This is a genomic window from Flavobacterium frigidimaris (assembly GCF_002217275.1).
GTDB classification, from domain to species: domain Bacteria; phylum Bacteroidota; class Bacteroidia; order Flavobacteriales; family Flavobacteriaceae; genus Flavobacterium; species Flavobacterium aquidurense.
In genome coordinates this window covers 14,530-41,351 of sequence record NZ_MUGV01000022.1, presented here as the reverse complement: position 1 = coordinate 41,351, position 26,822 = coordinate 14,530, and the positions used below count along the sequence as shown (strand labels likewise).

Below are 26,822 nucleotides of genomic sequence, written 5' to 3'. Positions count from 1 at the left end.
CGACTACATTAAAGCCATTTCTGATATAACTTATACTTAGCGCCTTTTACGATCTGTGATTTATAAATTCCAACAGAACCTGAAGAAAAATAAGCAATGGTACAGGCGATTGCGATGAAAATTCCGGGTTGAATTCCAAATAGTTCCATTCCCATAATCGTGCAGGCGATAGGAGTGTGGGTCGCACCCGAAAATACCGCAACAAATCCTATTCCGGCTAAAAGTGCAATTGGCATTGGGATAATGGCTGATAGGGCACTTCCTAAAGTTGCTCCCACAAAGAACAACGGTGTTACTTCTCCGCCTTTAAAACCAGCTCCCAAAGTGAAACTTGTAAATACTATTTTAAGCAAAAAATCATACCATTGACTTTGGTTTGAGAAGGATTCTACAATAACAGGAACACCTAAACCAGAGAATTTTGTAAAGCCAAAACCAGCAATTGCAATGGCTAAAACAATTCCGCCAACAAATGGTCGTAATGGAGGATATTTGATATTTTTAGAAAAAAGAGAACCCCAAAAATGAGTACTTCTTGAGAACAATAAAGCGGCAAAGCCGGATAAAACACCAACAATAGCAGTATATACGATATTGTGCACATTGATTTCAGGAATATCGGGAATGCTATAATGGGTATGTTTTACCTGCCAGAATTCGACAGTAAAGTATGCTGCGTAGGCCACTAAAAAAGATAAAATAATGCTTTTGATATTAATTTTGCTGAAGTACAAAACTTCTATAGCAAAAATAGCGCCTGCCAAAGGAGTTCCGAAAACAGAGGCAAATCCGGCACTGATTCCGAGTACGATCAATATTTTTCTTTCGGAATTATCTAAGTTGAAAAGTTTGGTGAATTGATCTGCGATGGCGCCTCCCATTTGTACAGCAGTTCCTTCACGACCTGCAGAACCTCCGAACAAATGTGTGATTAAAGTTCCTAAAAGTACCAAAGGAGCCATTTTAAACGGAATAACTTTCTTGGGACTATCGTATTCTTCGAGCAATAAATTATTGCCTTTTACAACAAATTCTCCCCAATAATAATAAGTGAATCCGACTATTAATCCCCCAAAAGGCAAAAGCCACACGATCCAGTTGTGGTGAATTCTAAATTGCGTAACCCATTCCAGTGAAACTAAAAAAAATGCCGAAGCTGATCCAGATAAAATACCTATCAAAAAACAGATCAAAATCCATTTGAAAGTAGTTAGGGATATTTCGTTTAGTTTTTGAGAGATCATCAATTTAAGATGGGCAGGTTTTTCGCCACGAATTCACGAATTTAGAAAAAAATATCTGTTTTGATCTTTTTACAATATTAATTCGTGAATTCGTGGCTAATAAATATTACTGAACAACAGCTGTAAATTCAATTTCAACCAGATATTCAGGAGCAACCAGTTTGCTGATTTCATAAAAACCGGTTGTAGGTTTTACGTCTTTAAAGAAAGCAGAGTGTGCTCTGGCAACTTCTTCAAAAGTCGAAATATTAGTAGTGAAAATCCTTGTTCTGATTACATCTTTCATTCCAACATTCAAATCTTCCAGTACTTTTTCAACACGTTCTAAAATATTATAAGTTTGAGCATAAGCATCATCGGCTTTTACTTTATCGCCGTCAACAATAGCCACAGTGCCTGAAACTTCAATAATATTACCAATTCGTACTGCACGGCAATATCCCATTTTGTCTTCCCATGGTGATCCTGTCAAGATGTTTTCTCTTTTCATTTCTTCTTATTTTTTGAATTATTTTTTATCAATTTTTAAAATAATTCTGGTTAGTTAATACGGTTGCAATTTATAAAATATGTAACTGAAAAGAGTATAGATTTATTTGAAATCAATCTGTAAAATATTCTTTTTTGTGATATTTAAAGATCAAATTTACAGTACTTAGTCAACTTCATAATGTTCAAAAAGACGAAGTTTATTTTGTGTTGCTGTTAAGTTTTGCTGCAAAGCTTCAATTTTATTTAATAAATGATAAATAGCATCGATTCCCTCTAAATTTATTTTGAGGTCATAATGCATACGAATCATTTTTTCTAAAGCGGGCAATTGTTCTTGCTGTAAATACTCGTCTTCTTCCTGGATAATAATTTCAACTAAACCATAATTATTTAGCTCCGTTATAAAGGTATTTTCAATTTCATGATACACACAAAATTGTTTTATCTCGATTAAGTTTTTACTACTCATGATTTCTTAGTTTAGCTAATTCTTCAAATAATTCTTTCTCTTTTTGAGATAATTTGGTTGGCGTTTTGACATTATAAGTAATGAATAAATCCCCAAACTGATTCTCTTTTTTGTACACCGGAAATCCTTTTCCTTTCAATTTAACCTTCGTTCCGGTTTGAGTTTCGGCGGGAACTTTCACTTTTACTTTTCCATCAAAAGTATTTACCAAAACTTCGCCTCCTAAAAGAGCAGTATACAAATCAAGATCAATATCAGAATACAAATTATTTCCTTCCCGCTTAAAGTCTGAATTGTTTTCTATCGTAAAAGTGATAAATAAATCGCCACTTGGTCCACCATTTGCACCAGGTCCGCCATGTCCGGGAATTTTTATAATCTGACCGTTTTCAACTCCGGCCGGAATTGTAATTCGGATATTTTTACCATTTACGGTTAAACTTTGTTTGTGTGTGGTATAAGCCGAAGCTAAATCCAGTTGTAATTCGGCATTAAAATCCTGTCCACGATATTTAGATTGCGATCTTGAACTTCTTCCTCCGCCATACATCGAATTAAAGAACTCAGAAAAATCACTTCCGGAAAAATCTCCGCCAAAACCAGAAAAATCTTGATTTCCGCTTTGTTGTTGCTTCGAATATTGTTGTTGATTGGGATCGTAGCCTGCTTTTTCAAATTCGTCTGCCTGTTTCCAGTCTTTTCCGTATTTGTCATACTTTTTTCGATTCTCCGGATTACTCAAAACTTCGTTAGCTTCATTGATTTCCTTGAATTTTTTCTCCGCCTCTTTGTCATTCGGATTCAAATCAGGATGGTATTTTCTGGCTGCCTTTCGATATGCTTTTTTGATTTCGGCTTCAGTAGCTGATTTTGTTATGTCTAATATTTTATAGTAATCGATATAATCCATTTTATATGTTTTTAATAAAATTAAATTAAAGTCTTGAAGTTAGGAATAAGTCGGTAATTATCAAAATGATGTAATTCTTTTTAAATAAAAAATAACGTATTGTTATTATATTAGTTTAATTAGTTTGGAATTTGGAATTTTAAAATTTGGAATTTAATTTGAAAGGTATAATGATTTTTGGCAGGTTTTTTGTTTCCAAAATTTAGCCTAATATAGTGTTATAAAAGTCTTAAAGTTAAAGCGGGTAATTAAATTATGCTATTTTTGCTTTGCTATACTATTATTTTATAAAATTATAAAAGCCGATTCGATAAAACTTTTTCAATGAAGCACATTTTATTTTTCATATTATTTTTTACTGCTGTAACGGTATCAGCCCAAACCGAATTTGGAACTAAATTCAAGAGTATTCCTGCTCCAAAGTTTAGTGCAAAACCAAAAAAAATCCCACAGCCTGAAACATTAGATCCTTCCGCTCCAAAAGCAGATGTACCTAGTATAAAAACTCCAAATGTTTATGATAATAATACTATTACAACTAAATCTAAATTTCAGGTAGGAGAACAAAAAAGTAAATTTACCATGTCTACCGAAACTGAATTTGCCAATCCCGGCGATCGTTATGTAGCTAAAATGGAAAAAGATCTGGATAAAGCCCTAAAAGATGCAGGTTTAAGAGAAGGACGAGGAACTTTGGTTAAAAAAAATATTTCTTTGGGAGATTTCAGAACCAAATCAGCTTATTTTATTGTAAAGTTGCGTGACTTTGGTGCAATCGATGGTGATTTAGTAAAAGTTTCTTCAAATGATCAGGTGATACAATCTCAGATTTTTTTAGATTCTAATTTTAAAGATATTAAAATTAATCTGGTAGCCGGTTTTAATAAACTTGATTTTGAAGCATTAAACATTGGTTCTTTAGGAGGAAATACTGCCGAAATTCAGGTGTATGATGATAAAGGTGCACTTGTTACCAATGATTATTGGGATAATCTTGCTGCAGGATTTAAAGCTTCGATTATTGTTACAAAAGAATAAATAAGATAAGATCACTATTTTCTGATCCTATCTTACCTAATTTTTATTTTCTACTTATATAGTACTCTTTTCAGTACCCGGTTCTTTTTCTTCGCCTGTTTCTTTCAGCAGAAAACTTACTAAAATGGCTATCGAAATTCCGATAATCCAAAACAAACCTGCATGTTGAAAATGGACTGCTTTATCTGTTGTGTCATTTAGCGTTTTTCCAAATAAATGACTAAATAACGGACTCAAAAGTGTTGTTACTCCAAATGTTATAAAATTAATGGCTCCCGTCGCACTTCCTTTTACATTATCCGGATTGGCTTCTTTAATAATAGAATAAGGAATCATGGCTGCTCCTGAAGCAACACCCAGTAGAAACATACTTATTTTTGTGGGAAGCAATTCTGGAAAAAATAATAACTGCACTAAACTTGCAATCATCAAAAAGGCGCCTATTATTAAAACTGGTTTTCGTTTGTTGATTTTATCTGTAATATATCCTAATAACGGACATCCAAAAACCCATCCAAAAGCTACCATGGCACTGGAAATTGTTGCAGTATGAAAGTCGAAAGCACGATCTTTTTGAAAAAAGTCAACTGCCCACGTCATAGCAAATATAGTGGTTGGAGCAAATAATAACCCTGAAACAATACCACACATCCAGGATTGAGGATTGCTGAAAACAATTTTATAAGGCTCTAGCAAACTTTGTTTCTTTGGGCTAGATTCTGTTTTTTGTTCTGTATGGTTGGCCGGAGTTATAAACCAAAGTCCAAAAGCAACTATTATGGTAAATATACCAACGTAAAGCCAGAAAGTACTAATGTTCATTCCTTTTTCAATTAAAGGTCCTACAACAAATTGTCCTGCCGAACCGCCAAGCATTCCAATACATTGGGTAAAGCCTATTGCTGTTGCGAGTGATTTTGCCGAAAAACCTTTACTGGCAAGATACACACAACCCGGAAATGCAAAAGCACAACCGGCACCCTGAAATAAGCGTCCTGTAACGCCGCTAAACTGACTTGAAATTAGAAATAATAAACAACCAATTCCTAAAATCAGTGCCCCAATAAAGAGTGAATATTTGGCTCCGTACCTGTCCAGAGCAATTCCGGCAATCAAGCTACAGGTCGAATACGTGTAGTAATACATGCCAATAATTTCAACTAATCTGATATCATTAACAGAAAAATTTTGCGAAAGTTCCGGAAACATTACTGCGGGTGCAGAACGTATTACATAATCTAAAAAATAGAAAACCAAACCAAATACCCATGCTATGACATAGTATTTGGTATACGATTTAGTAGTATTGATGTCCATAAAATGTTTTTCTTTTGTTTGAAAGTTCTATGAACACGAATTGCACGAATTAGCACTAATTCATTTGATGAAATTGATTTAACAAAGTAATATACCCATTACAATTTGTACTAATTCGTGCAATTTGTGTTTGTTTTTTTTGAAATCTGTTTTAAATGCCTTCTTTCAAATGTTTGTAGTTAGATTTAATAGTATCTAAAACTTCTTCCATCTTGCCCCCAAGCATTAATCTTGTCATGGATTTTGCCATACCTGTAACTTGTTGCCAGTCTACTTTTGGTGGCATTGCAAGTGCATTTGGATTTGTAAAAACGTTGAGTAAAACCGGACCATTATGGCGGAAAGCGTTTTCAATTGCTGCTTCAACTTCTTCAGGTTTGTGAACATTAACACCCTGAAATCCCATTGCCTGGGCAATTAAACCAAAGTCTGGATTGACCATATCTGTTTCGTTATCAGGCAGGCCATTTACTTCCATTTCAAGTTTTACCATACCCAAAGCACGATTATTAAAAACAATAATCTTAATTGGGATATTGTATTGATGAATGGTTGCCAGGTCGCCTAGAAGCATTGATAAACCACCATCACCGCACATGGCGATAACCTGCTTCTCCGGATGTGCCAGCGCTGCTCCAATTGCCATTGGCATTGCATTGGCCATCGATCCGTGGTTAAAAGAACCTAACATTTTGCGTTCTCCGGTTCCTTTTATAAAACGGGCTCCCCAAACGCAGGACATCCCGGTATCGACTGTAAAAATGGCGTCTTTATTAGCTAATTTATCAATAATATGCGCAAGATATTCCGGTTGAATAGTGTCTTCACCGCCATTATCATTGATGTAAATATTCATGTTTTCTTTTACAGTGTCGTAGAATTTAAGCTGCGCTTGTAAAAAACTATCATCAGTTTTAGTTTCCAATAATGGAAGTAGTGCTTCAATTGTATCAGCTACGTCACCACATAAGCCCATAAAAAGATTGGCTCGTCGTCCTAAACGTTCGGTACTGGTATCAATCTGAATAATTTTATTATTTCCCGGCATGAATTTATCATATGGAAAATCTGTTCCTAATAATAAAACCAAATCAGATTCGTGCATGCTATGATAAGCCGATGGCTGACCCAATAAACCCGTCATTCCTATTTCATTAGGATTATTCGGTTGAATACTCATTTTTCCGCGGAAAGAATATCCCACAGGAGCTTTAATATGTTGCGATAATTGTACTACCTGATCGTGTGCTTTTTCTGCACCAATACCACAATATACTGTTATTTTTTTGCTTTCATTTATGACTTTTGCCAATTGCTGTAATTCATTATCTGAAGGACGAATTACGGGATTACAATGAAAATATTGAGTTGATATATTGCTTTCAACCGCTTTTAATTCTGACACATCTCCAGGCAAACCAATAACGGCAACGCCCTTTTTACCTAAAGCATGTTGTATGGCAGTTTGTATAATTCGGGGTGCTTGCTCTGCTGTCATAATCATCTGATTATAAACACTGCAATCATCAAAAAGTTTAATTGTATTGGTTTCCTGAAAATAATCCATTCCCATTTCACCAGTATTGATTGTAGACGCAATAGCTAACAATGGCACGTGCGAACGATGCGCATCATACAAGCCATTAATTAAATGTACATGTCCCGGGCCGCAACTTCCCGCACAGACTGCAAAACCATCCAATTCGGCTTCCGCAGCGGCAGCATAGGCACCCACTTCTTCATGGCGCACATGAATCCATTTTATTTTGCCATTTCTTCGGATAGCATCGTTAAAATAATTTAAACTATCGCCGGTCACTGCATAAACGCGTTTTACTCCGGCTTCTACCAACATTTCTACTAATTGTTCTGCAACTATTTTACTCATTGCTTTGTTTTTTTTAAAATTAATATTCAGACTAGTATAAACATTGGTTATGGTTTACTTTCTTAATGATTAAATTTTAAATACACTTGTGTGCTGTAAAATCTATTTGGTATGGTTTTATAAATTTAGGAAAAAGAATTGGTTTGAGGAAGGTTCAAAGTGACAAAGGTTCAAAGTGGCAAAGTTTTTTTTAAGGAAGAGACTAAGATTATAAGGTTCTGAGTTGCTAAGGTTTTTTATAAAATAGTAAAGGTTCAGAGGGAAGAAAGTTTTTAAACTTCACTTCCCTCTGAACCTTTAATGAAATCTTAGAGTCTTAGTAACTTAGAACCTTAGCACCTTAGCCTAAAATGGATCTGCAGTAACCTTAAACTTCATCTCAGCTTTTACAGTTACATCTTTTGTCACCGTTTCTTTTAATGTAACCTGAGTTCTAATTTTATATTTGTCGGCTTTTATGTATTGATCTAGTTTTTTATCGGTACAAATTAAATCAATCTTATTTGTTGTTGACGTAATATTGTCCTGATAAGCCAATTCTACTTCATTAGAATCTGTAGTCGAAATATATAAATGAATCGATTTTAAAAATGTAAAAGTTTTATCTGCAGGATCAGCGATTGATAATTGAAGTGATCTCAATTTTACATCTTTTACCAGACTTGCTTTTGTTTTGTTGTTTTGAAATTCAGCTGATGAATTGGTTGTAACATCAGGCATAACAATTTCTGTAGGCAAATTGACAGGAGAAGTACTCTTTATTTTGATTGCTGTTTCATTTGAAATATTAAAGGTTAATAAGTCCTCAACAGCATCACAAGAGGTTAAAAATAAAGATAAAAAAAGAGAGAGGGCAATAAGTTTTAATTTCATGTTTAAATGGGTTTTCCTTAAATACGTTGTTTAAGGAGAGTTGGTTTTTGTTGTTTAGGTTCAAAGGGACAAAGATTCAAAGGAACAAGGAAAAGAACCAATAAAATTGAAAATTCTCAAAACCTTTGAACCTTTGTTGCTCTGAACCTTTGAACCTAAAATCGGAACAATAAAAAAAAAATATTTTTTTTATTGTTCCGATTTTTCATTTTGGAATATAAAAAGTATTTTTGCGCATGCAACACAACGTACTTATTTTAGATTTCGGATCGCAATATACTCAGCTTATTGCGCGTAGAGTTCGCGAATTAAATATATTCTGCGAAATTTTCCCTTACAATCACTTTCCTAGTGATTTATCACCTTATAAAGCCGTAATTTTAGGAGGAAGTCCTTTTTCTGTTCGTGCAGAAGATGCTCCACATCCTGATTTATCTCAAATTCGAGGCAAGCTTCCTATGTTGGCAGTTTGTTACGGAGCACAATACTTAGCTCACTTTAGTGGAGGAGAAGTAGCGGCTTCAAACACCAGAGAATACGGTAGAGCAAATTTATCTTATATTAAGGAGAATGAAGTTTTCTTTAACGACGTTTCAGAAAACAGCCAGGTTTGGATGAGCCACAGTGATAGTATCAAAGCTTTGCCAACAAATGCAGTAAAATTAGCAAGCACGCATGACGTAGAATATGCTGCTTACAAAATTGAAGGCGAAACTACTTATGCTATTCAATATCACCCGGAAGTTTTCCATTCTACTGATGGATCAAAAATGCTTAAAAACTTTTTAGTAGATATAGCTGAAGTTCCTCAAAACTTTACACCAAATGCTTTCGTAGAAGAGATGGTGGGAGAGTTAAAAGAGAAATTAGGAAATGATAAAGTAGTTTTAGGATTATCCGGAGGAGTAGATTCTACTGTAGCGGCAGTTTTATTGCACCAGGCAATTGGTAAAAACCTATACTGTATTTTCGTAAATAACGGCTTGCTTCGTAAAAACGAATTCCAAAATGTATTAGATCAATACAAAGGAATGGGATTGAACGTAAAAGGAGTAGATGCAGGAGATCGTTTTCTTGGTGAATTAGCCGGAATCAGCGATCCTGAAACCAAACGTAAAACAATTGGTCGTGTATTTATTGAAGTTTTTGATGATGAATCACATTTGATCGAAGATGTAAAATGGCTGGCGCAAGGAACTATTTATCCTGACGTTATCGAATCGGTTTCTGTAAAAGGGCCATCGGCAACTATTAAATCGCACCATAATGTTGGTGGATTGCCAGATTATATGAAATTAAAAATTGTAGAACCACTTAGAATGTTGTTTAAAGACGAAGTTCGAAGAGTTGGTGCTACTTTAGGAATAGATCCTGAATTGTTAGGAAGACACCCTTTCCCGGGACCAGGATTATCAATCAGAATTTTAGGTGATATTACTCCTGAGAAAGTTCAGATTTTACAAGATGTTGACGCTGTTTTTATTGACGGATTAAAATCTTGGGGATTATACGATAAAGTTTGGCAGGCTGGAGCAATCTTGCTTCCGGTAAATTCTGTTGGTGTGATGGGCGATGAGCGTACTTACGAAAAAGTAGTAGCACTTAGAGCTGTTGAATCTACAGATGGTATGACTGCTGACTGGGTTCATTTGCCTTACGACTTCTTGATGAAAGTGTCAAATGACATTATAAACAAGGTAAAAGGCGTGAATCGCGTTGTTTACGATATAAGTTCAAAACCACCTGCAACAATTGAGTGGGAATAGTACTATTTTTCAAATTAAGGCGTTACATTTGTAACGCCTTAATTTTTTAAACCTACTATTTATGAGAGAACTTTTAACGATTTCTCTTGTCTTTATTTTGTCTTTTAACAAAATAACTGCACAAGATTCAATTATTGAACACAAAATTCAAAAAGGGGAAACGGCCTATTTTATTGCCCAAAAATACAAGGTTTCTGTTGATGAAATTTACAAACTCAACCCTGAATCACAAAGCGGAATCCAAGATAATCAAGTTCTTAAAATTCCGGTTCATTCTACAGAAAAACAAAATCAAAAGCAACAAATTACCCATGTTGTTGCTGCAAAAGAAACACTTTACGGCATTTCAAAACAATACAAAGTTACCGTTGATGCCCTTCAGAATGCCAATATTGAAATTCTGGCCAGTGGACTTCAAATGGGGCAGGAATTAGTTATTCCGCAAAACGGCGAAAATTTTCCAAAAACTGAAATTGCAACCTCTTCAAAAGTAAGCCATCAGGTAGTTGCTAAAGAATCGTTGTTTAGTATAGCCAGGCAATACAATGTTTCGGTTCAGGATCTTGAAACCTTGAATAAAGAATTACTTCAAAACGGATTGCAAATTGGTCAGACCATTGCGATTCCAAACAAAAGAAAAACATTAGACGGAAGAGTTCGTGTAATTAATAATGAAACCATTTTTCACGTTGTTGAAGCCAAAGAAACTAAATTTTCGATTGCTAAAAAATATGGAATTTCTATCGATCAGTTAGAATCTCAAAATCCTGAAATTGTAAACGGATTGGTTGTTGGTAATAAATTAGCGATCAATACTACAGCAATTAAAGCCACAAACGAAAGTGAAGAATTGATGTTGGCTCTTGCCGAAAAACAAGTTGTGGTGGAAAAAACAAAAGCTAAAACAGTTGAGATTGATGATTTAAAAGACAGGCTTGTTGTTCAGAAAGAAATGAATCAAAAGATCATCAAGATTAATGATTTGAAAGTCAATCTGAATGATATGAATGGTTCTAAAGAAAATTCGGTTGAAAAACTGCGTTTAGTTTTAGAAGCTAATAAAAATGTGCAGGATATTTTGATGGCCAAATTAGATTCGTTAGTTAATACGATGAATAATGATTTGGTTGATTTGAAAAGAATGGATGTTTTGAATGTTGATGAATCAAAAAGATTAGAAAAACAATCCTATGAAAGTATTGGGAAAACAAGTGAATTGTCTTCTCAATTAAAAAAGGAATTGGCTGAAAACAGAAAAGCATATGCCGGTTTAATGAATAAAGTGGAGCGAATTGCTGTTGAAGAAAATCAGGAATACAAGAAGAAAATCCGCGAAAGCGAAAAGACTAAACCATCCACTTCATTGCAAAAACGTCTTTTTTTAGAAGAAATTAAACATTATAAAATAGGACAGGAACAAGGTGATGCACAAAATCAGCTTTTAATTGCTAAAATTGATTCCTTAGATACTCAGAAAAAAATTGAGGTAAAACGTCATATCAGCATGGCGAATTATTACAGTATAGAAGCCCGACAATTTGATGATAAGCTGGCTTTGATAAAATTGAAAAAATATCAGGATGATGCTTTAAAAAATCAAAACAAAACCGATTCTAATGAAGCTTCAAAAGCAATTTCTCTGGAAGAAATGAAGAGAGAATTAAAGGAAAATCCTCTTAAAAACGATAAAACAATAAAAGTAGAAGTTTTTGATAATCTTAAAGAAGTTTCAAATGGCTATTACTTAGTTTTAGGTATATTTACAGATGCGACACCGAGAGATAAGTTTATTATGAAACTTATTGATTCTGGGGATTTTAACGCTAGTTTTTTCTTTAATATAAACAGTCTTTCGTATTATGTTTACTCAGACAGATACCAAAATATGGAAGAAGTTTTATATAAATGCAAGAAAAAAGAAGAAGATGAGTTATATAAAGACATCATTATTGCTAAGGCCGAAATTGACCTTAGGGAATAATTGGAAAAAAATTAACAAGTGGCCTGAATCTTGCTTTGAACAAAATTAGTATCTTGTTTTTGAATTAAAAATTAAATTGTTTAAGCCATATTATGAAGTATTATTTTGCCTTATTATCCCTAGTATTTTTTGTTACTTGTTCTGCCTTTTCGCAGGAAAAAGTGGTAAAATATACCGTTTCCAGTGGAGAAACTATTAATCAGATTGCCCTGAAATTTAAGGTAACACCTTATGATATTTATGCATTAAATCCGGATGCCAGAAGTGGTGTGAAACCAAACACTGTTTTATTAATCCCGACTACTGTGAGTAAAAATGGAGCTGCTAAAACCGAAGTACCTAAAGCGAACGTAGTTTCTAATTCAAAAGAAATAATTTATGAAGTTCAGCCAAAAGAGACTTTTTATAGCTTAGAAAAGAAATTTGGTGTTTCTGACGAAGCGCTAAAGGCAGCAAATCCTGGTCTTGAAAAAACGGGTGTTCAGATTGGTCAGAAATTAGTAATTCCTGCAAAAGGAGCTGCTCCAAAAACTAATTCAGCGGTTGCAAAAGCAACTAAAGAAAAAGGAGCGGAAAAATATGTTTATCATGATGTTGTTGCAAAAGAAACTAAATTTTCGATTGCGAAAGAATATAATACTACGATAGCCGATTTAGAAAAACGCAATCCGGAAATTGTGTCTAACTTACCAGTTGGATACCGTTTGACTATAAAAGGAACAGCGCCTAAAACGGAAAATTCAGCACCAGTGGCTCATGTTGCCAAACCTGCCGAAGCTCCAAAAAAAGTTACTACTTATATGGAATATCAGGTAAAACCTAAAGAGACTTTTTATAGTTTAGGAAGAACGTTTCATATTACTCAGGAGGAATTGACAGAGTTGAATCCGTCACTTTCTGAAGGAGTAAAAGAAGGAATGGTTTTAAAAGTACCGTCGGGATATTTAGCACCAACGCCTATTATTGCGCAAGCAGTACCAGTTGAAAAGGCAGCTGAGAAACCAATTGCTAATGCAGGTAGTGGTGGTATTTCAGTTTTAGAAAAAGTAAAATCGGAAACGGTTTCTGCAGATCCTGAAGTGATTGAGCTGACAAAAAAGAAAGGGCAAACGGACCGTAAAAAAATGGTTTTATTATTGCCTTTTAATTTAGCTAAAATGCAAAATGATACAACGAGCACAGCAAATCGTATTAAAAATGATAAATTTTTGAACATGACACTTGATTTTTATTCAGGTGCGATGATGGCAATCGATTCGGCTAAAACTTTAAAATTGCCAATTGATGTTTCTATTTATGATTCTGGTGAAACCAAAACAGCATCAAATGTTTCGGGTTTAATTGCTCAGAATAAATTGCAGGATGCAAGCGCGGTTATAGGGCCCTTTTATCAAACTAATGCAGAAACAACAGCTAATTCATTACGTTTGTATAACGTACCGGTAATTTCTCCATTGTCAAAAGATACGGCAAATCCAATCGATAATTTGTACCAGTCTATACCAACAAATGATGTGGTAAAAAATGCTGTTTTTGATTATATGCGTGCTAAAAATGGAAATATTGTAGCTGTTGTAGATAAGAAAAAAGAATCGGTAATCAGTTATATCAAACAAAATCAAAAAGGGGTTGTATTTGCTGCTTTAAGCGAAACCGGAGGTTTAGATGTTGCCAATTTAAAAAGCTTGTTATTACCAAACCGAATGAATTATGTGGTGATGGAAACCGGAAATACGGCGATGGTTAAAACGACTATAAAAGCCTTGCTTGATGCGCAAAAATCTTGTCAGGTACAGTTGGTAATTTTAGAACCAAACAGTACACTTGATACGGACGAAATTAGTTTTGAAAACCTGATTAAACTGAAATTAATGTATCCGTCAGTAACACGTGAAAGTGATGAACAAGGTGTTTTGATTTTTGAAAAAGAATATCGCCTTAAAAACAAGGTAAATCCAAATACGTACGCAACAAGAGGATTTGATGTTACTTTTGATACCATGATGCGTTTGGTTCAGGGGAAAACCTATCAGGAAACAGCAGATTTAATGACAACCGAACAAGTTGACAATAAATTTCAATATTACAAAAAAGAAGATGGAGGACACGCCAACAAAGGGGTGTACATTTTATATTACGATTCAGATTTAACTTTAAAAGTAGCAAACTAATGACATCAAAAGTAACCTATTTAGGTGATTTAAGAACACAATCAATTCATGTGCAATCAGGAAGCGAAATCATTTCAGATGCACCACTAGATAATAACGGAAAAGGAGAAGCTTTTTCTCCAACCGATACTGTTGCCAATGCTTTAGCAAGTTGTATGATGACTATTATGGGAATCAAAGCACGCGATTTGAACTCAGATTTCGTAGGTTCGACCGCTGAAGTAACAAAAATTATGAATGCTGAGCCAAGACGAATTGGTGCAATTGAAATTGTTTTTGATATGCAAGGTGTTGAGGACACAAAAAGCCGCACAATTTTGGAACGTGCAGCAATGACTTGTCCTGTATTTTTAAGTTTAAGTTCGGAAATTGAAAAACGAATTACTTTTAACTGGAAGTAATTTGAATTTATAGCGTAAAAAAGCCATTCACATGAATGGCTTTTTGTTTTTGTACCAATTCTATTGAGTCGTTTCTGTTTTTAACTCTTCGAGAATTGGCGTTGCAATAGTTTTGATTTCTTTTTGAATGGTTTCGTTTTTTTGCTCAAAAACTACAATATTATTTTTGCCTTTTTTAAGCCAGCATCCTGGAACATAAAGCGTTTGTTGCGGTCCAATGCTCCAATAGCGTCCAAGATTGATTCCGTTGATAAATACGATTCCTTTGCCCCAGACGCGCATGTCTAAAAATGTATCTCCAGTTTTATTCAAAGTAAAAGTTCCCTGATATAAAGTTGGGCGGTTTGCTTTTCCTGAATTTTTATAAGATGCTAAATCTGGTTCTTTATTCATCGGTAACGAATACATTTCCCAGTTTCCGGTGATCGTTTGACCATTGATAATTACCGGACTTATGATTCCTTTCGTATTGGCGTTAATTTGAGAGCCGTAATTAATGCGTCCCATATTTTCAACCACTATATCTAAAGTTGCATTAAACGGAACTTCAATTTCACAACTGTAGTTTTTATAATATCGGTTTAGTTCGGCAACTTTTTTTCCGTTTACGTATACGATCGCATAATCGCGTAAACCATTTAATTCTAGTTTTCCACTGATGGGTTGTGTGAATTTTTTGCTGTACCAAACATAACCATCACCTTGATTCAATTGCTCAAATGTTTGTGGATTATCTTCAATTACCGGATTAATTTTAGCTTTTAAATCGGCTAAATCAACAGCTTTGGTTAAGGCGATATTCGGAATTGTAATTACCGGTATTTTGGGTGGAATGGCAGGAGTTTCGGTTGTTTTTAATAATTCTCTTAAAGCATTATATTTGGGAGTTGCCCAGCCAGCTTCACTAATGGGTGCATCATAATCATAAGAAGTCATATCAGGCTGAATGTCGTGTTCTTTGTCATAATTGGCTCCCGAAGTAAAACCAAAATTTGTTCCGCCATGAACCATATAATAATTAAATGAAATCTGATTGTCGAGATATTTTTGAGTCTGACGAACGGTTTGCTCCGGTTTCTGAATTGGGAATGGTTCTGCCCAATGATCCAGCCAACCCGGATAAAATTCGGCTACCATATAAGGCCCTTGATTGTTATTAAATTGATTCACTACTGCTTTTAGCTTTACAACATCATCTTCACCATTGGCAGTCGGTAAAGCACCAGGTAAAGCGCCGCCTTCAAAAAGCCAGCTTCCATCTGAAGTAAAAAACGGAACTTCAAAACCAACATCTTTTAATTGTTGAAATACGGCTGAACTATATTTTTTGTGTTCTTCAAGCGAAACATCTTTGCGCTGCGCTACATAAGAACCAAATTCGTTTTCGCCCTGAACCATAATAATGGGCCCGCCTTTGGTAATCTGTAAGTCTTTGACCTGATTGTATAACTCTGTAAAATAAGCTTTTGTAGCTGCCAGATATGCTTCGTTATGACCACGGATAACCATATTTGGAACGTTTTGCAAAAACCACGGATAACCACCAAATTCCCATTCGGCACATACATAGGGACCCGGACGAAGAATAACAAATAATCCTTCTTCCTGTGCTGTTTTGATATATTCGGCTAAATTTTTATTGCCTGTTTTAAAATCCCAAACTCCGGGAGATGTTTCATGATAATTCCAAAATACATAGGTTGCCACCGCATTTAAACCCATTGCTTTCATCATTTGTAAACGATGACGCCAGTAAGGTTGCGGAATTCGCGAATAATGCATTTCACCCGAATGAATTTGGATGGGTTTGCCGTTTAATAAAAAATTTCCATCACGTATAGCAAAAGTCTGTTTTTGTTGCGCTGCTATTGAAGCTACCAGAAGCAAGGAAAATAAGAGAGTAATATAATTTTTTTTCATTTGTTTTAATTTAAGAGAGGTAAACAAACAAGAGAGCACTATATTAATTGTGCTCTCTTGCTTTCACCTAACTAACCAATAAATTTTTATTCTGAAAACTCTAATTTTTGTAATTTGTTCCAGCCACCACGAGTGAAATCAGGAATTTCGACCGGCACAGAGCCTTTATCAAGCGAAATTTCAGTTAATGGACCTAAACAAGACCACTCTGCCAGGTCATAAACATCCATATCTAACGGAAGTCCTTTTTGCAGGCAATGAATCAACCGATAATCCATGATAAAATCCATTCCGCCATGGCCACCCACTTTTTTGGCTTGCTCTTCGATATTTTTCACCATTGGATGTTTGTATTTTTCCATTAATGCTTTTTTTACTTCTTCGGGAACAAAGGAATGTGCACTTAATTTTTCGTGATTTGGTTTTACATCATCACCTAATTCTTTCCCGTCTAAAGCATAACCTTCTAAAGGATACTTGTTTGCAAAACCTTTTGTTCCGCTCAACTGATACATTCTGCTATAAGGACGTGGAGAAGTTACATCATGCTGAATTTGAATTGTTTTTCCGTTTTCGGTACGGATCATGGTCATCGTATGATCTCCATTTCTAAAATCTTTAATTTCCTGACCTGATTTTTCTTTGATATAAGCAGGATTTCCAACCGCTTTTGTATCTATAGAAACCAGAAAATTCATTTTGTCACCACGATGAATATTCAATGCCTGACACGCTGGCCCCATACCATGTGTCGCATAAACATCGCCACGGTGTTTGATATTATAATCCATTCTCCAGTTGTTCCAGTATTCTCCCCAGAAAGGCTGTAAACCGTGAATGTAAGATCCTTCAGCATGAAGAATTTCTCCAAATAAACCTTGTTGTGCCATATTTAAAGTGGTAAGCTCAAAGAAATCGTAAACGCAATTTTCAAGTTGCATACAATGTTTTCTGGTTTTTTCAGAAGTATCAATCAGTTCCCAAATTTCTTTCATAGTCAAAGCACCCGGAACTTCAATTGCGACATGTTTGCCATCTTTCATAGCCTGTACACCAATGAGTGCATGATGTTTCCAGTCTGTCGCAACGTAAACTAAATCAACATTAGGTAATGCTGTAACTTTTTTCCATGCATTTTCGTCTCCAAAAAATTCCTGTGCTTTAGGAAGCCCGGCTTTGGTTAAAATTTCATTAGCCGATTGTGTATTTTTTTCCAACATATCGCATAGCGCAACAATTTCTACTCCTGGAATATGTGTCATTCTTTCTACAGCTCCGGGACCGCGCATTCCAAGTCCGATGAAAGCGATACGAACTGTTGGGATAGGGGCGGTAGCCAAACGTAAAACATCCTGTTGATTTTTCGGACGTGTTGGTGTTTTGGTTTTAATCATTTGTGCCGATGTCATCGTCCATGCGAACAAAAGAATAAAGACAATCGTATGTTTTAAAAAAGTAGTTTTCATAAATGTTTTTATTTTTGAAATAGGGCTTTTACGGTAATCTTTAAAGTCGATTTCTGGTTTTTTTGTTATGGATAATTAGTTTGTTTTGAAATACCTCTCTAATGAACCAGATTAGAGAGGCTTCAAAAACAAACAATTCTAAATAATTAAAATTTTTGAATTGAAATTCAAGTGCATACTAATTACTAACTTTTAGAATATAAGATTTGATTGCTTAAAAAAATAAACTGTATTATTTGCTTAATCTTTTAATCAATGCTGTAACATGTTTTTTAGTGTCTTCGTCCAATGTTGATAACGCTTTGTCGCCTTCTGTTGGTGCATATTTGGTCAGACCAATTATACCACCTGAAATCACATTGTAAGATTGATTTTTGATACTTTCTTCCATTAATGCCTTATAAGATACATCACCAGTTGAAGCCAATTTTATAAGGGCAGTCGCTCTGCAAATAGTCTTTTTATCATTTTTAGCAATATCAACCAAGGTTTTAATTGCTTCCTCTTTGATTTGATTATCTCCCAAATCAATTGCTTTAATACTAAGAACTTGCAAATCGTCCTGCTGATCTTTTAAACCAGCTAACAGAATAAGTTGCGCTTCATGACTTTTATCTTTAGTTGCAAATTTTATAGCTTCAATTCGGTTATAATACGTTGGTACATTTTTGTATTGATACAAATAATCAGCTATTTTTTTATTGTCTCTAACTTCACCTACTAAGATTTTATCAGGATCAAGATCTACGAAAGTAGGTTGAGATGGAATGTCAAAACTGAAATTTTGTTCTCTTTGATCAATTACAATTTCTTTTCTGATTTTTGTTCCGTTTACATAATAATCCACTTTTAGAGGAAGACTAAACGTCTGAACTGCAATTTCCTGAACTTGTTTTACTGCAATAGTAGCTTTGCCGTTTGCATATCCGTATTCGATATTCAAAATTGGGTTTCCGCCCTGATAATACCATTGGTTAAAATAAGGGCTCCAGTCTTTTCCTGTAACTTCTTCCATTGCCAAACGCAATTGATGCGTCTCACCGGATTTATAAGCATTTGCAGTCAAATACAAATTCAATGATTTGAAAAATGCTTCATCACCCATTTGATTTTTGATCGCATACAAAATAATAGACCCTTTTGAGTAACTGATATTATCAAACAAATCATCTTTATTTTTATAATGAAAACGAGCTAAGATTTCGCTGTTGCCATTTTTCTGAGAGCGTAAATAGTTTTGCAATTTTTCATAGCGTGAGCGGTCTTCTCCATCTTGTCCGGCGTCATGTCCGTGCCAAAGAACTTCTCCAAAAGTGGCGAAAGATTCGTTCATGGTTAAATTGGACCAGGATTCGGCAGTCACTAAATCACCAAACCATTGGTGAAAAAGTTCGTGGGCAATAGTACTTTCCTGATTGTCGTCAAGTAATTCTCTTTCTGTTTTTTGAACATATTCTCCATGAACCGTGGCAGAAGTATTTTCCATTGCACCTCCAAAATAATCTTTACAAACAATTTGAGAGTACTTTGGCCACGGATATTCAACTCCTAACATTTTGCTGTAAAAGTCCATCATATCTGGCGTTTTCCAAAAAATCTGTTTGGCATAAGGCGCATATTTTGGTTCTAAATAATAACTTACTTCTTTACCTTTATAAGTGTCTTTGTAGATTTTAAAATCTCCAACTGCCATCATAAACAAGTACGGCGCATTGGGTTGATCCATTTTCCATGTATCGGTTCTCGTTCCGTTTTTATTGTCTTTTTGAGAAGTCAATTTTCCGTTTGACAATGTGGTATATTTTGAATCTACAGTTATTGCAATTTCAGAAGTTGTCTTCTGATTTGGTTTGTCAATAGTCGGAAACCATGCCGAAGATGCTTCTGTTTCACCTTGTGTCCAAATCTGTATCGGTTTGTCTTCTTTTCCATCAGGATTTATAAAATACAATCCTTTTGAATCGGTCATAGATTCACCGCCTTTTGTTTTTAGTTCATTAGGTTTTGCTATATAATTTATATAAACAATATATTTTTCAGTGCTTTTATATTTCCTGTTTAAAGTGATAAAAACCTGTTCGCTGTCCTGGGTATATTGCAACGGAATAGTTTTTTTGCCATCAATAATGGCAATTTCTTTAAATTCCATTCCTTTGGCATCTAAAGTAAGCTGATCCGTTTCGTAAAAATGTGGTTTTAAAGTAATCCAGGCTTTTCCATTTAAATGACGTTTTCCGTAATCAAAGGAAACATCTAGTTTGGTATGTACCAAATCATGGACTTTTAATGCCGTAACTCTGTAAGCAGTTAATTCATCAGTTTTTTGATCTGTAGTTTGTGCTTCTATTTTTTGTCCCATCAGTACGATAAGGCTAAAAAGGCTATATTTTAGAATTAGTTTATTCATCTTTGGTTGTTTATAATTTTTTTTTTTGATGATGCTATTATAATTTTTCTATAATTCTAACTTCACCATCTTTTTCATCTTCCGTTAAAATTGTAGCTTGTTTTTTGGTATACATTTCCAAACTCCATTGCACAATTTTATTTGTCGGATATAATTCTGCCTGATGTTTCAGCCACTCTTCTGCTTGTTTTTGAGAGGAAGTTTTCTCGATAGCCCACGCCGAAACCAATTGATTGGCCGGTAAGAAATTCATAACTGTATTATCAATTTTTGGATTGAAGGCAACAATTTTTTGTAATGATTTTTTCGCCGTTTCAGTATCGCCAAGGCTAGTATAACATTGATAATCTAACCAGTTTTCCAGTCTTTCATCAATATTTTCATCGTATGGTTTTCCAACACCCAGATTTTCTGGCCATAGTTTTGCTTGTTCAATTAATGTTAAAGCTTTTTTATATTGCTTATTTTTCATTTGTGCCAAAGCCTGCATCAATTTAGCTTCATGATACAATTGTCTTCCACTTGTTGCACCTTCAAATGGAAGGATTTTCAATTTGGTTAAAAAGGCATCCGCTTCAGCGTATTTTTTATTCAATAAAAGCGTTTTACCATACAACATTCCCACTACATAATTTTCAGTATGGCGTTTGTAAAATGGTGCTATAGTAGCCAAAGCTTTATCATTTTGTTTTTCGATAATGTAATGTTCAGTCAATAATTTTGGATACCTCCAGCTTTGAGCATCTAATTTGATTGCTTGCTGAAGACTCGTTACAACCAATTGAGAATCATCTTTGAACAACGAAGCTTTAGCAGCATAAAAAGCAGGATCGTTTGGTTTTGTACCACATTGTAAAAACAATTCTTTTGCTTTTGAAATGTTGTTGCGATTCCATTCGATCAAAGCCAAATGATATTTCAATTGCCATTGCTCATTGTTTTTTGTCAAACTTTCAAGAATTTCGGCAGTTTCACCACGGAAAGGAAAACTAATTCCGGGTTGAATTTTGTTCAAATCAACTGCTTTGTTTTCTAAAAATGATTTCCAATATATAATTTCAGCACTTGGAGCCGCCACCGTAAAAACTTTTACAGCTTCGTCCGTAAGGCCCAGATGCTGATACCAAATACCTAATTCAAGATAAGTCTGCTCTGGCATTTCATTTTGAATTAACGAAGTGAAATCTGATTTTGAAGCATTTGAATTGTTCCAAAGGAATTTTTCAAAGCCAACAAAATGATTTAAAGGATCGACTTCATTAATTTTATCTAAGATCGAATGTGCTTTTTCAGATTTGTTTTGAATACGATAGATCACCGCTAACAATTGTAATCCTTCCAAATTATTCTGATTGTTTAACAAGCTTTTTTCAGCATATTCAATTGCTTTTGCCTGATCATTTTCTGCAAAATAAATTTTACTCAACGCAGTGTAGGCAGAGCTGCGATATTCAACACTTGCAGCAGCAATATCTAAACCATCTTTTGCATCCGTTGTATTTCCTAAATGAAGATTGGCAAGACCGTAGTAATAATTGGCAGCAGGATTATACGTATCGATTGCTAATGCTTTGCTTGCAGTTGCAACTGCTTCTTTGTATTCTAATTTTCTAATTTGTAAACCTGCTAAATCAGAAAGGGCAGGAGCGTAATTTGGATCTTTTTTAAGACAGGCCGTTAAGAATTCTTCGGCTTTTATATAATCTTTAAAACTGACATAATTTTTTCCCTGTAGATATAATCCGTAAACCGAATTACTATCAAAATCTTTCGGAACTTCTAATGGTCGTGCCAAATTGCCATCTTCCGGAGCAGAATTCCAAACCAGTTTATTAGCGCCCAAAACCAGTTTTAATTTGTTTGGATCGACAGTAACGGGAATCGAATCTTTGAATAATTGCAACGTATTTAAGGCAATATCCTTAGAATACACTTTCTTGCCATTATCAAAAACTTCTAATTTTTCATTTAGTTTTTGAAGTGGAGAAAGATAGATTTTAAGCCAGCCATTTTCATTTTTAACATTAACAGCACCATAATTGTTTGCTTTTACAAAACCTTTTGTCTGTTTTACGGGAAACCAATATTCTGTCCAGGCATCTGTTTGATAAGGAGCGAAAGAGCGTTGTTTAAAAGGAGTTAAATTGCTGCCTTCACTTGCCTGATTAAATAATCTTCCGCTTTGTACTTCAACATATTGTCCATCTGTATCGGTCAATAATTTTTCCCAAATCATGCCTTGTTGCGACAATCCCCAAATCCATATTTTTTTACCAGGTTTATCATCATGATTGCCATATCTTCCCATTCCGAAATCTTCGTCATGATAGTATCCTCCAAAAAAATCATTGTATTTGCCAAAAACATGATAGGATTTATAACCACCAAAATCATTGTTTTTATAAAAGGATAAATCTTTACTGTTTTCTTTGTCAATTGGCCACGCATTATGTTCGCCATTATGTCCAATATATCTTTGTCCCGGATAAATAAATTGTAAACTTTGTGATGCCTTAATTCCCGTATTCATCCAGGTATAGTAAGGCTGTTCAAATTCAGTTGAGTTAAACCAAAAGGAGTTTGTGGTAAAATAGGCTTTGTCTTTGGGTAAATTGATGTCCAATTTCCATGAAGTGCGGGTTAGTAAATCTAAAACACCAATTACACAGCTGATACTTCCATCTTCTCGTGTTATAATTTTGTAATCAACAGGAGTTGCGCAATTAGGAGTATGTCCAATAATTCCGTAATTCCCTTCAACACCGCCACTTGTCCAGGGACCGCGCATGGCAATATCTCTAAATTTGATAACGTGATTGTTGTAAATAAAATCTTTTCCGGTTGATTTTTCAACGGCTGACCAAACTTTTCCACCAATTTCAGGAATAATCATCAGTTTAATATAATCGTTTTCTATCTCGATTACTTTCCATTCTTTTTGAACCGGTTTATCTGTAAAGCCATCAAAACGGAAATAAGGATAAACCTTTGTATCGGGTTTTGGAATAGGATCAGGATCTGAAAACGGGTAGGTTGTAAAGACTTTTTTATATTCCTTAAAGGTTGGTTTATTTTGTGCGGTGACAAACAGGCTTCCAAAGAGTAAAATTGATAAGAAAGGTTTAAGTTTCATATGGAGAGCTATTTTTTGAGGTTATTTTTTGCCACAGATTTCACAGATTAAAAGATTTTAATTTGGGTAATGTGTGATTAATTAATTTAACTATATTACATATATCGATTAAAATGTGCCTTTAGGCACTAAATATTGGTAGAAAATTTTGTATTAGAATAATATAGCGTGCCGTAGGTACGCAATAATTATCTTTTTGTTGGTACCTACGGCACGCCAACGAATTTTGGAAAATTTTCTACCAATATTCCGTGCCTAACGGCACAAAAAAACTAATTTCAATTCTTGATTTGCACTATTATTACTTAACAATCAACAACCATCCTTTTCCTTTACTTACTGGTAATTCATCTTTAGCAGTAAACTTTTGTGCAGGTTGGAAATTTGCCACTTCTGGAGCTGTAATTGTTGCTTTTGAAGGATCGATTCCTAGTTTTTTCCAGTCGATGCTTAGTTTTACTTGTACATCAGTATCAGCCCAGCTTGCAATTGAAATTAAAGTTGAACCGTTCTTTTTGTAAACGGTTGCCAATACTTTGTCGTTATTTGTTTTTACCGGACAGTTTTCACTCCAATATCCAATCATTTCAGAACCTGTTATTCCGAAAGTATCCCATAATTTCCAGATCGCTCTGGGATCAGCATTATGGCTCCAAGGCATTCTGTTTGTCATTCCGTAAACCATTCCTCTCCACGGATTTCCGCCATCTTGCAGCATTTCGCCCATTAATCCGAAAGGAATTCCGCTTACTTCAGTTAAGAAAAAGTCAGGCTGATTTTTTTCGTAATCAAAATATTCTCCAAACCATAATTTATTGATGTACGGGAAATGCTCCATGTATAAGTTCGCACTGTTATTAAATCCGTCACTTTTATTATACTGATTAGCACTGTGCAAATCGATTATTCCAGGATGACCGTCTTTGGTCAAAACTCTTTTTACACGTTTCATAGTGATACGGTCAAAAGCAACATCATCAAGATAAATACCGTCGATACCAACATTTTGAGTTAACCAATTCATTCCTTCAACATAATAATTGTGCCAACGGTTCATACCGCTATTAACGATTGCAGCATCTTTAATTTCAGGTACAAACCAAGCCGCGATATAATCGTCGCCAACATGCTCCTGCAACCATGAGAAACCACCACCTTTTCCTGGAGAATAAATTTCATGACCTAAACTTCTTAGAGCAAATGTTTCGTAAGCTTTGTTTGAAACTTCTCTAACGGTATTGTAAATTTTTACTTTTAATCCTTTTTCATGTGCTTCGTTGATATAACTTTTCATCTTTTTAAATTCAACAAAAGGATAATTGATATAAGGATTAATTGCATTTGCATGGTGAATATTAATTACCGTGGCACCCGTTTTGGCAATGGTATCAATTGGACTGTATTTGTGATAGAATTTAGTATTCCATTGAAAGTCTGTGTTTAATGCGTGGAAAGGTGTAATTAATAAATTGAAGTTATAATATAAAATATCTCCTTTTTTAACGTTACGTGCTCCACTGTAAGCATTGACCAAAACCGATTTTTGGTTTGGCGTTATTGTGATTCCACCTTTATTATCATTACCCCATGAAGTTGGTAATAATAATGGTTTCTGTAAATAGAAATTGGTGTTTAACGGACGGCTGTATTTCTCATCTCTCAAAGAAAATTGCAAACCGGAATTTACATTTCCAATCCAGGCACCATCTTGGTTTTTATGAGCAACATCCCATTTCCAGTCAAAATTTTCAGGACGATTTCCGCCTTTTTGACCTAATCCCATCATATATTTTGCTGATGAAGACTGCATTGGTAAATGAATATTGATATCATTAAAAGAAGCATCTTCAAGAGCTGTAATTTTAACGCTATAATGGACAAAACCATCAAATTCAATAGAGGCATTTACATCCATTTGAAGCGATTTAGATGTCGAAGCACTTTCCCATGCTACAGTTCCGGCTTCTTTTTTAAGGAATTTAACGCCGGTATTTTTCCATTGTAATGATTCTTTTCCGGCAGCATCTACAAAATGAAAAGTAATTGGAGCGCTCAAAATATCATTTGCTTTTGTACCGATAACAGTCATTTCAGGTGTAAAGAAAGTCTGAATTTGAGAAGGGAAACCATCAGTTCCTAAAATTAGTTTTCTTCCTAATAAAGAGATTTCAGAATCTTTTATTGTTAATGGAGTATAAGGCGCAATAACCGTATTTTCCTGAGCTAAAGTGGAATTTAACCATTTCAAACGCGTCATTTTTTCAGGACTGTCGATTCCGCCATTTTTAGTAACTTCATTTGTTATTTTTATCTGAAGTGTAATTTCTTTTGATTTTCCATCAGCAATAACCGTAGCTTTTCCTGTGTAAGTTCCAGCCGAAGCCATTTCCGGAACATCAACTCCACACCACATTGCCTGAACTTTTCCTTTTGAAACAGAAACAGTTGCAGCAAAAGGCGATCCGTCATAACGAACCCCATCAGTATTGATACAATTAATGTTTTTTGAGGAAATTACAGCGCCACTTTCATTTTTTAAATCTGAAAATTGAACTTTTACATTGCTTAAATTTTCTAAGGCATAAACACCCAATTGAAAAGCTAAATATTCACCTTTCATAGCAGTATCAGCAAAACTATTTTGAACTCCTTTTTGAATCCATCTTTGTGGCAAATCATTTTTCATTCGGATAGAATATATTCTGTCTTCAGGAAAAACTAAAAAGGAATTACCGCTGTTTTTTGCAATGATGTCTTTTGTTTCGGCTGCAGTTGCAATGACTTCCATCGGGTAAAAACTATTGAAAGCATTTACACTCTGAATTTCTTTAACTGTGCAATTGTCTTTTAAATTCGTTTTGATTTTAGACAACCATGCAGCGTCCGTTTTATTTTCTGGTTTTGCATAAACTCCTTTCGGGTAATTAGCATCTCCTTCATCAATATAAGGCATATAGTAAACATAATACGTTCCTTTTCCTGAAACAGGCTCAAAGAAAATCGTACCGTTTTCTCTATTGATATTTTCTGTTTTTGTGTTTAGAATTTCCTTTCCATTTGCATCCTGAACAATTATTCTTTTAAGTTCCGGATTTTCATCTCTTCTACGCCATTCAATAATAGTTTTAGCAACATTATCTTTTCCGGTAAATTCAACAACAACGCGATGATTTCCTAACAAATTAGGATTCCAGCTGTCATTTCCATCGGTATATTTTATTTGTTGCGCAGCCAACGGCATACTGAAAATGCAAAGGCAGACAATCAATATTTTACTTAAAAGTGGTCTGTTTTTTAGGTTTAGTTTCATTTTTTTGATGTTCAGGTTAAAAGGGTATGCGTAATT

General features: G+C 34.7%; 17 protein-coding genes. 5 read left to right on the top strand and 12 right to left on the bottom strand.

The genetic code is table 11. The features are described 5' to 3' along the window. Positions 1-8 precede the first annotated feature (8 nt). From B0A65_RS13725 to B0A65_RS13710, 4 genes are all read right to left on the bottom strand, one after another. The gene (locus tag B0A65_RS13725; RefSeq protein ID WP_074656781.1) at positions 9-1,244 is read right to left on the bottom strand and encodes a voltage-gated chloride channel family protein; all 1,236 of its coding nucleotides are present in this window, start codon (positions 1,242-1,244) and stop codon (positions 9-11) included. Positions 1,245-1,350: 106 nt separating this feature from the next. Beyond that, entirely contained in the window at positions 1,351-1,734 is a 384-nt protein-coding gene (locus B0A65_RS13720; RefSeq protein ID WP_056186290.1) for a RidA family protein, read from the bottom strand. 165 nt (positions 1,735-1,899) lie between these two features. Further along, positions 1,900-2,205 (bottom strand): chaperone modulator CbpM, encoded by a 306-nt coding sequence (locus tag B0A65_RS13715; RefSeq protein WP_083370357.1) that lies wholly within the window; start codon positions 2,203-2,205, stop codon positions 1,900-1,902. Further along, the gene (locus B0A65_RS13710; protein ID WP_074656787.1) at positions 2,198-3,115 is read right to left on the bottom strand and encodes a DnaJ C-terminal domain-containing protein; all 918 of its coding nucleotides are present in this window, start codon (positions 3,113-3,115) and stop codon (positions 2,198-2,200) included. Before B0A65_RS13710 ends, B0A65_RS13715 begins: the two co-directional genes overlap by 8 nt. 324 nt (positions 3,116-3,439) lie before the next feature. On the opposite strand from B0A65_RS13710, the gene B0A65_RS13705 reads away from it, so the two are divergent. Beyond that, positions 3,440-4,153: a hypothetical protein gene (locus B0A65_RS13705; protein WP_074656789.1), complete on the top strand. Its 714-nt coding sequence runs from the start codon at positions 3,440-3,442 to the stop codon at positions 4,151-4,153. A gap of 54 nt (positions 4,154-4,207) precedes the next feature. On the opposite strand, the gene B0A65_RS13700 is transcribed toward B0A65_RS13705, so the two are convergent. The 3 genes from B0A65_RS13700 to B0A65_RS13690 all read right to left on the bottom strand — a co-directional run bounded on the left by B0A65_RS13700 (position 4,208) and on the right by B0A65_RS13690 (position 8,231). After that, a complete protein-coding gene (locus tag B0A65_RS13700) occupies positions 4,208-5,470 on the bottom strand; it encodes an MFS transporter (RefSeq protein WP_074656791.1) in 1,263 nt (420 codons plus the stop codon). Between the two features lie 151 nt (positions 5,471-5,621). Further along, on the bottom strand, positions 5,622-7,358 hold the full coding sequence (locus B0A65_RS13695) for a thiamine pyrophosphate-dependent enzyme (protein ID WP_074656793.1): 1,737 nt from the start codon (positions 7,356-7,358) through the stop codon (positions 5,622-5,624). A 345-nt stretch (positions 7,359-7,703) separates the two neighbouring features. Beyond that, a complete protein-coding gene (locus B0A65_RS13690) occupies positions 7,704-8,231 on the bottom strand; it encodes a hypothetical protein (protein ID WP_074656795.1) in 528 nt (175 codons plus the stop codon). Positions 8,232-8,467: 236 nt separating this feature from the next. On the opposite strand from B0A65_RS13690, the gene guaA reads away from it, so the two are divergent. From guaA to B0A65_RS13670, 4 genes are all read left to right on the top strand, one after another. Beyond that, on the top strand, positions 8,468-9,997 hold the full coding sequence (gene guaA, locus B0A65_RS13685; RefSeq protein WP_026981989.1) for a glutamine-hydrolyzing GMP synthase: 1,530 nt from the start codon (positions 8,468-8,470) through the stop codon (positions 9,995-9,997). A gap of 61 nt (positions 9,998-10,058) precedes the next feature. After that, complete coding sequence (locus tag B0A65_RS13680; RefSeq protein WP_074656798.1) at positions 10,059-11,978, top strand: LysM peptidoglycan-binding domain-containing protein; 1,920 nt, start codon at positions 10,059-10,061, stop codon at positions 11,976-11,978. A 92-nt stretch (positions 11,979-12,070) separates the two neighbouring features. Continuing rightward, entirely contained in the window at positions 12,071-14,149 is a 2,079-nt protein-coding gene (locus B0A65_RS13675; protein ID WP_074656800.1) for a PBP1 and LysM peptidoglycan-binding domain-containing protein, read from the top strand. After that, positions 14,149-14,550 carry an OsmC family protein gene (locus B0A65_RS13670; protein ID WP_074656802.1) on the top strand — a complete coding sequence of 134 codons (402 nt, stop codon included), beginning with the start codon at positions 14,149-14,151 and terminating at the stop codon, positions 14,548-14,550. The genes B0A65_RS13675 and B0A65_RS13670 overlap by 1 nt, the downstream gene beginning before the upstream one ends. Positions 14,551-14,610: 60 nt before the next feature. On the opposite strand, the gene B0A65_RS13665 is transcribed toward B0A65_RS13670, so the two are convergent. The 5 genes from B0A65_RS13665 to B0A65_RS13645 all read right to left on the bottom strand — a co-directional run bounded on the left by B0A65_RS13665 (position 14,611) and on the right by B0A65_RS13645 (position 26,786). After that, positions 14,611-16,470 carry a glycoside hydrolase family 35 protein gene (locus B0A65_RS13665; protein WP_074656804.1) on the bottom strand — a complete coding sequence of 620 codons (1,860 nt, stop codon included), beginning with the start codon at positions 16,468-16,470 and terminating at the stop codon, positions 14,611-14,613. An 86-nt stretch (positions 16,471-16,556) separates the two neighbouring features. Beyond that, positions 16,557-17,879 carry a Gfo/Idh/MocA family protein gene (locus tag B0A65_RS13660; protein ID WP_074656807.1) on the bottom strand — a complete coding sequence of 441 codons (1,323 nt, stop codon included), beginning with the start codon at positions 17,877-17,879 and terminating at the stop codon, positions 16,557-16,559. A 289-nt stretch (positions 17,880-18,168) separates the two neighbouring features. Then, positions 18,169-20,343, bottom strand: coding sequence for a M1 family metallopeptidase (locus B0A65_RS13655; RefSeq protein ID WP_074656810.1), 2,175 nt, complete (start codon positions 20,341-20,343; stop codon positions 18,169-18,171). Between the two features lie 37 nt (positions 20,344-20,380). Then, a complete protein-coding gene (locus B0A65_RS13650; RefSeq protein ID WP_074656814.1) occupies positions 20,381-23,476 on the bottom strand; it encodes a DUF5107 domain-containing protein in 3,096 nt (1,031 codons plus the stop codon). A 301-nt stretch (positions 23,477-23,777) separates the two neighbouring features. Further along, positions 23,778-26,786 carry a glycoside hydrolase domain-containing protein gene (locus tag B0A65_RS13645; protein WP_242670284.1) on the bottom strand — a complete coding sequence of 1,003 codons (3,009 nt, stop codon included), beginning with the start codon at positions 26,784-26,786 and terminating at the stop codon, positions 23,778-23,780. Positions 26,787-26,822: the final 36 nt, after the last annotated feature.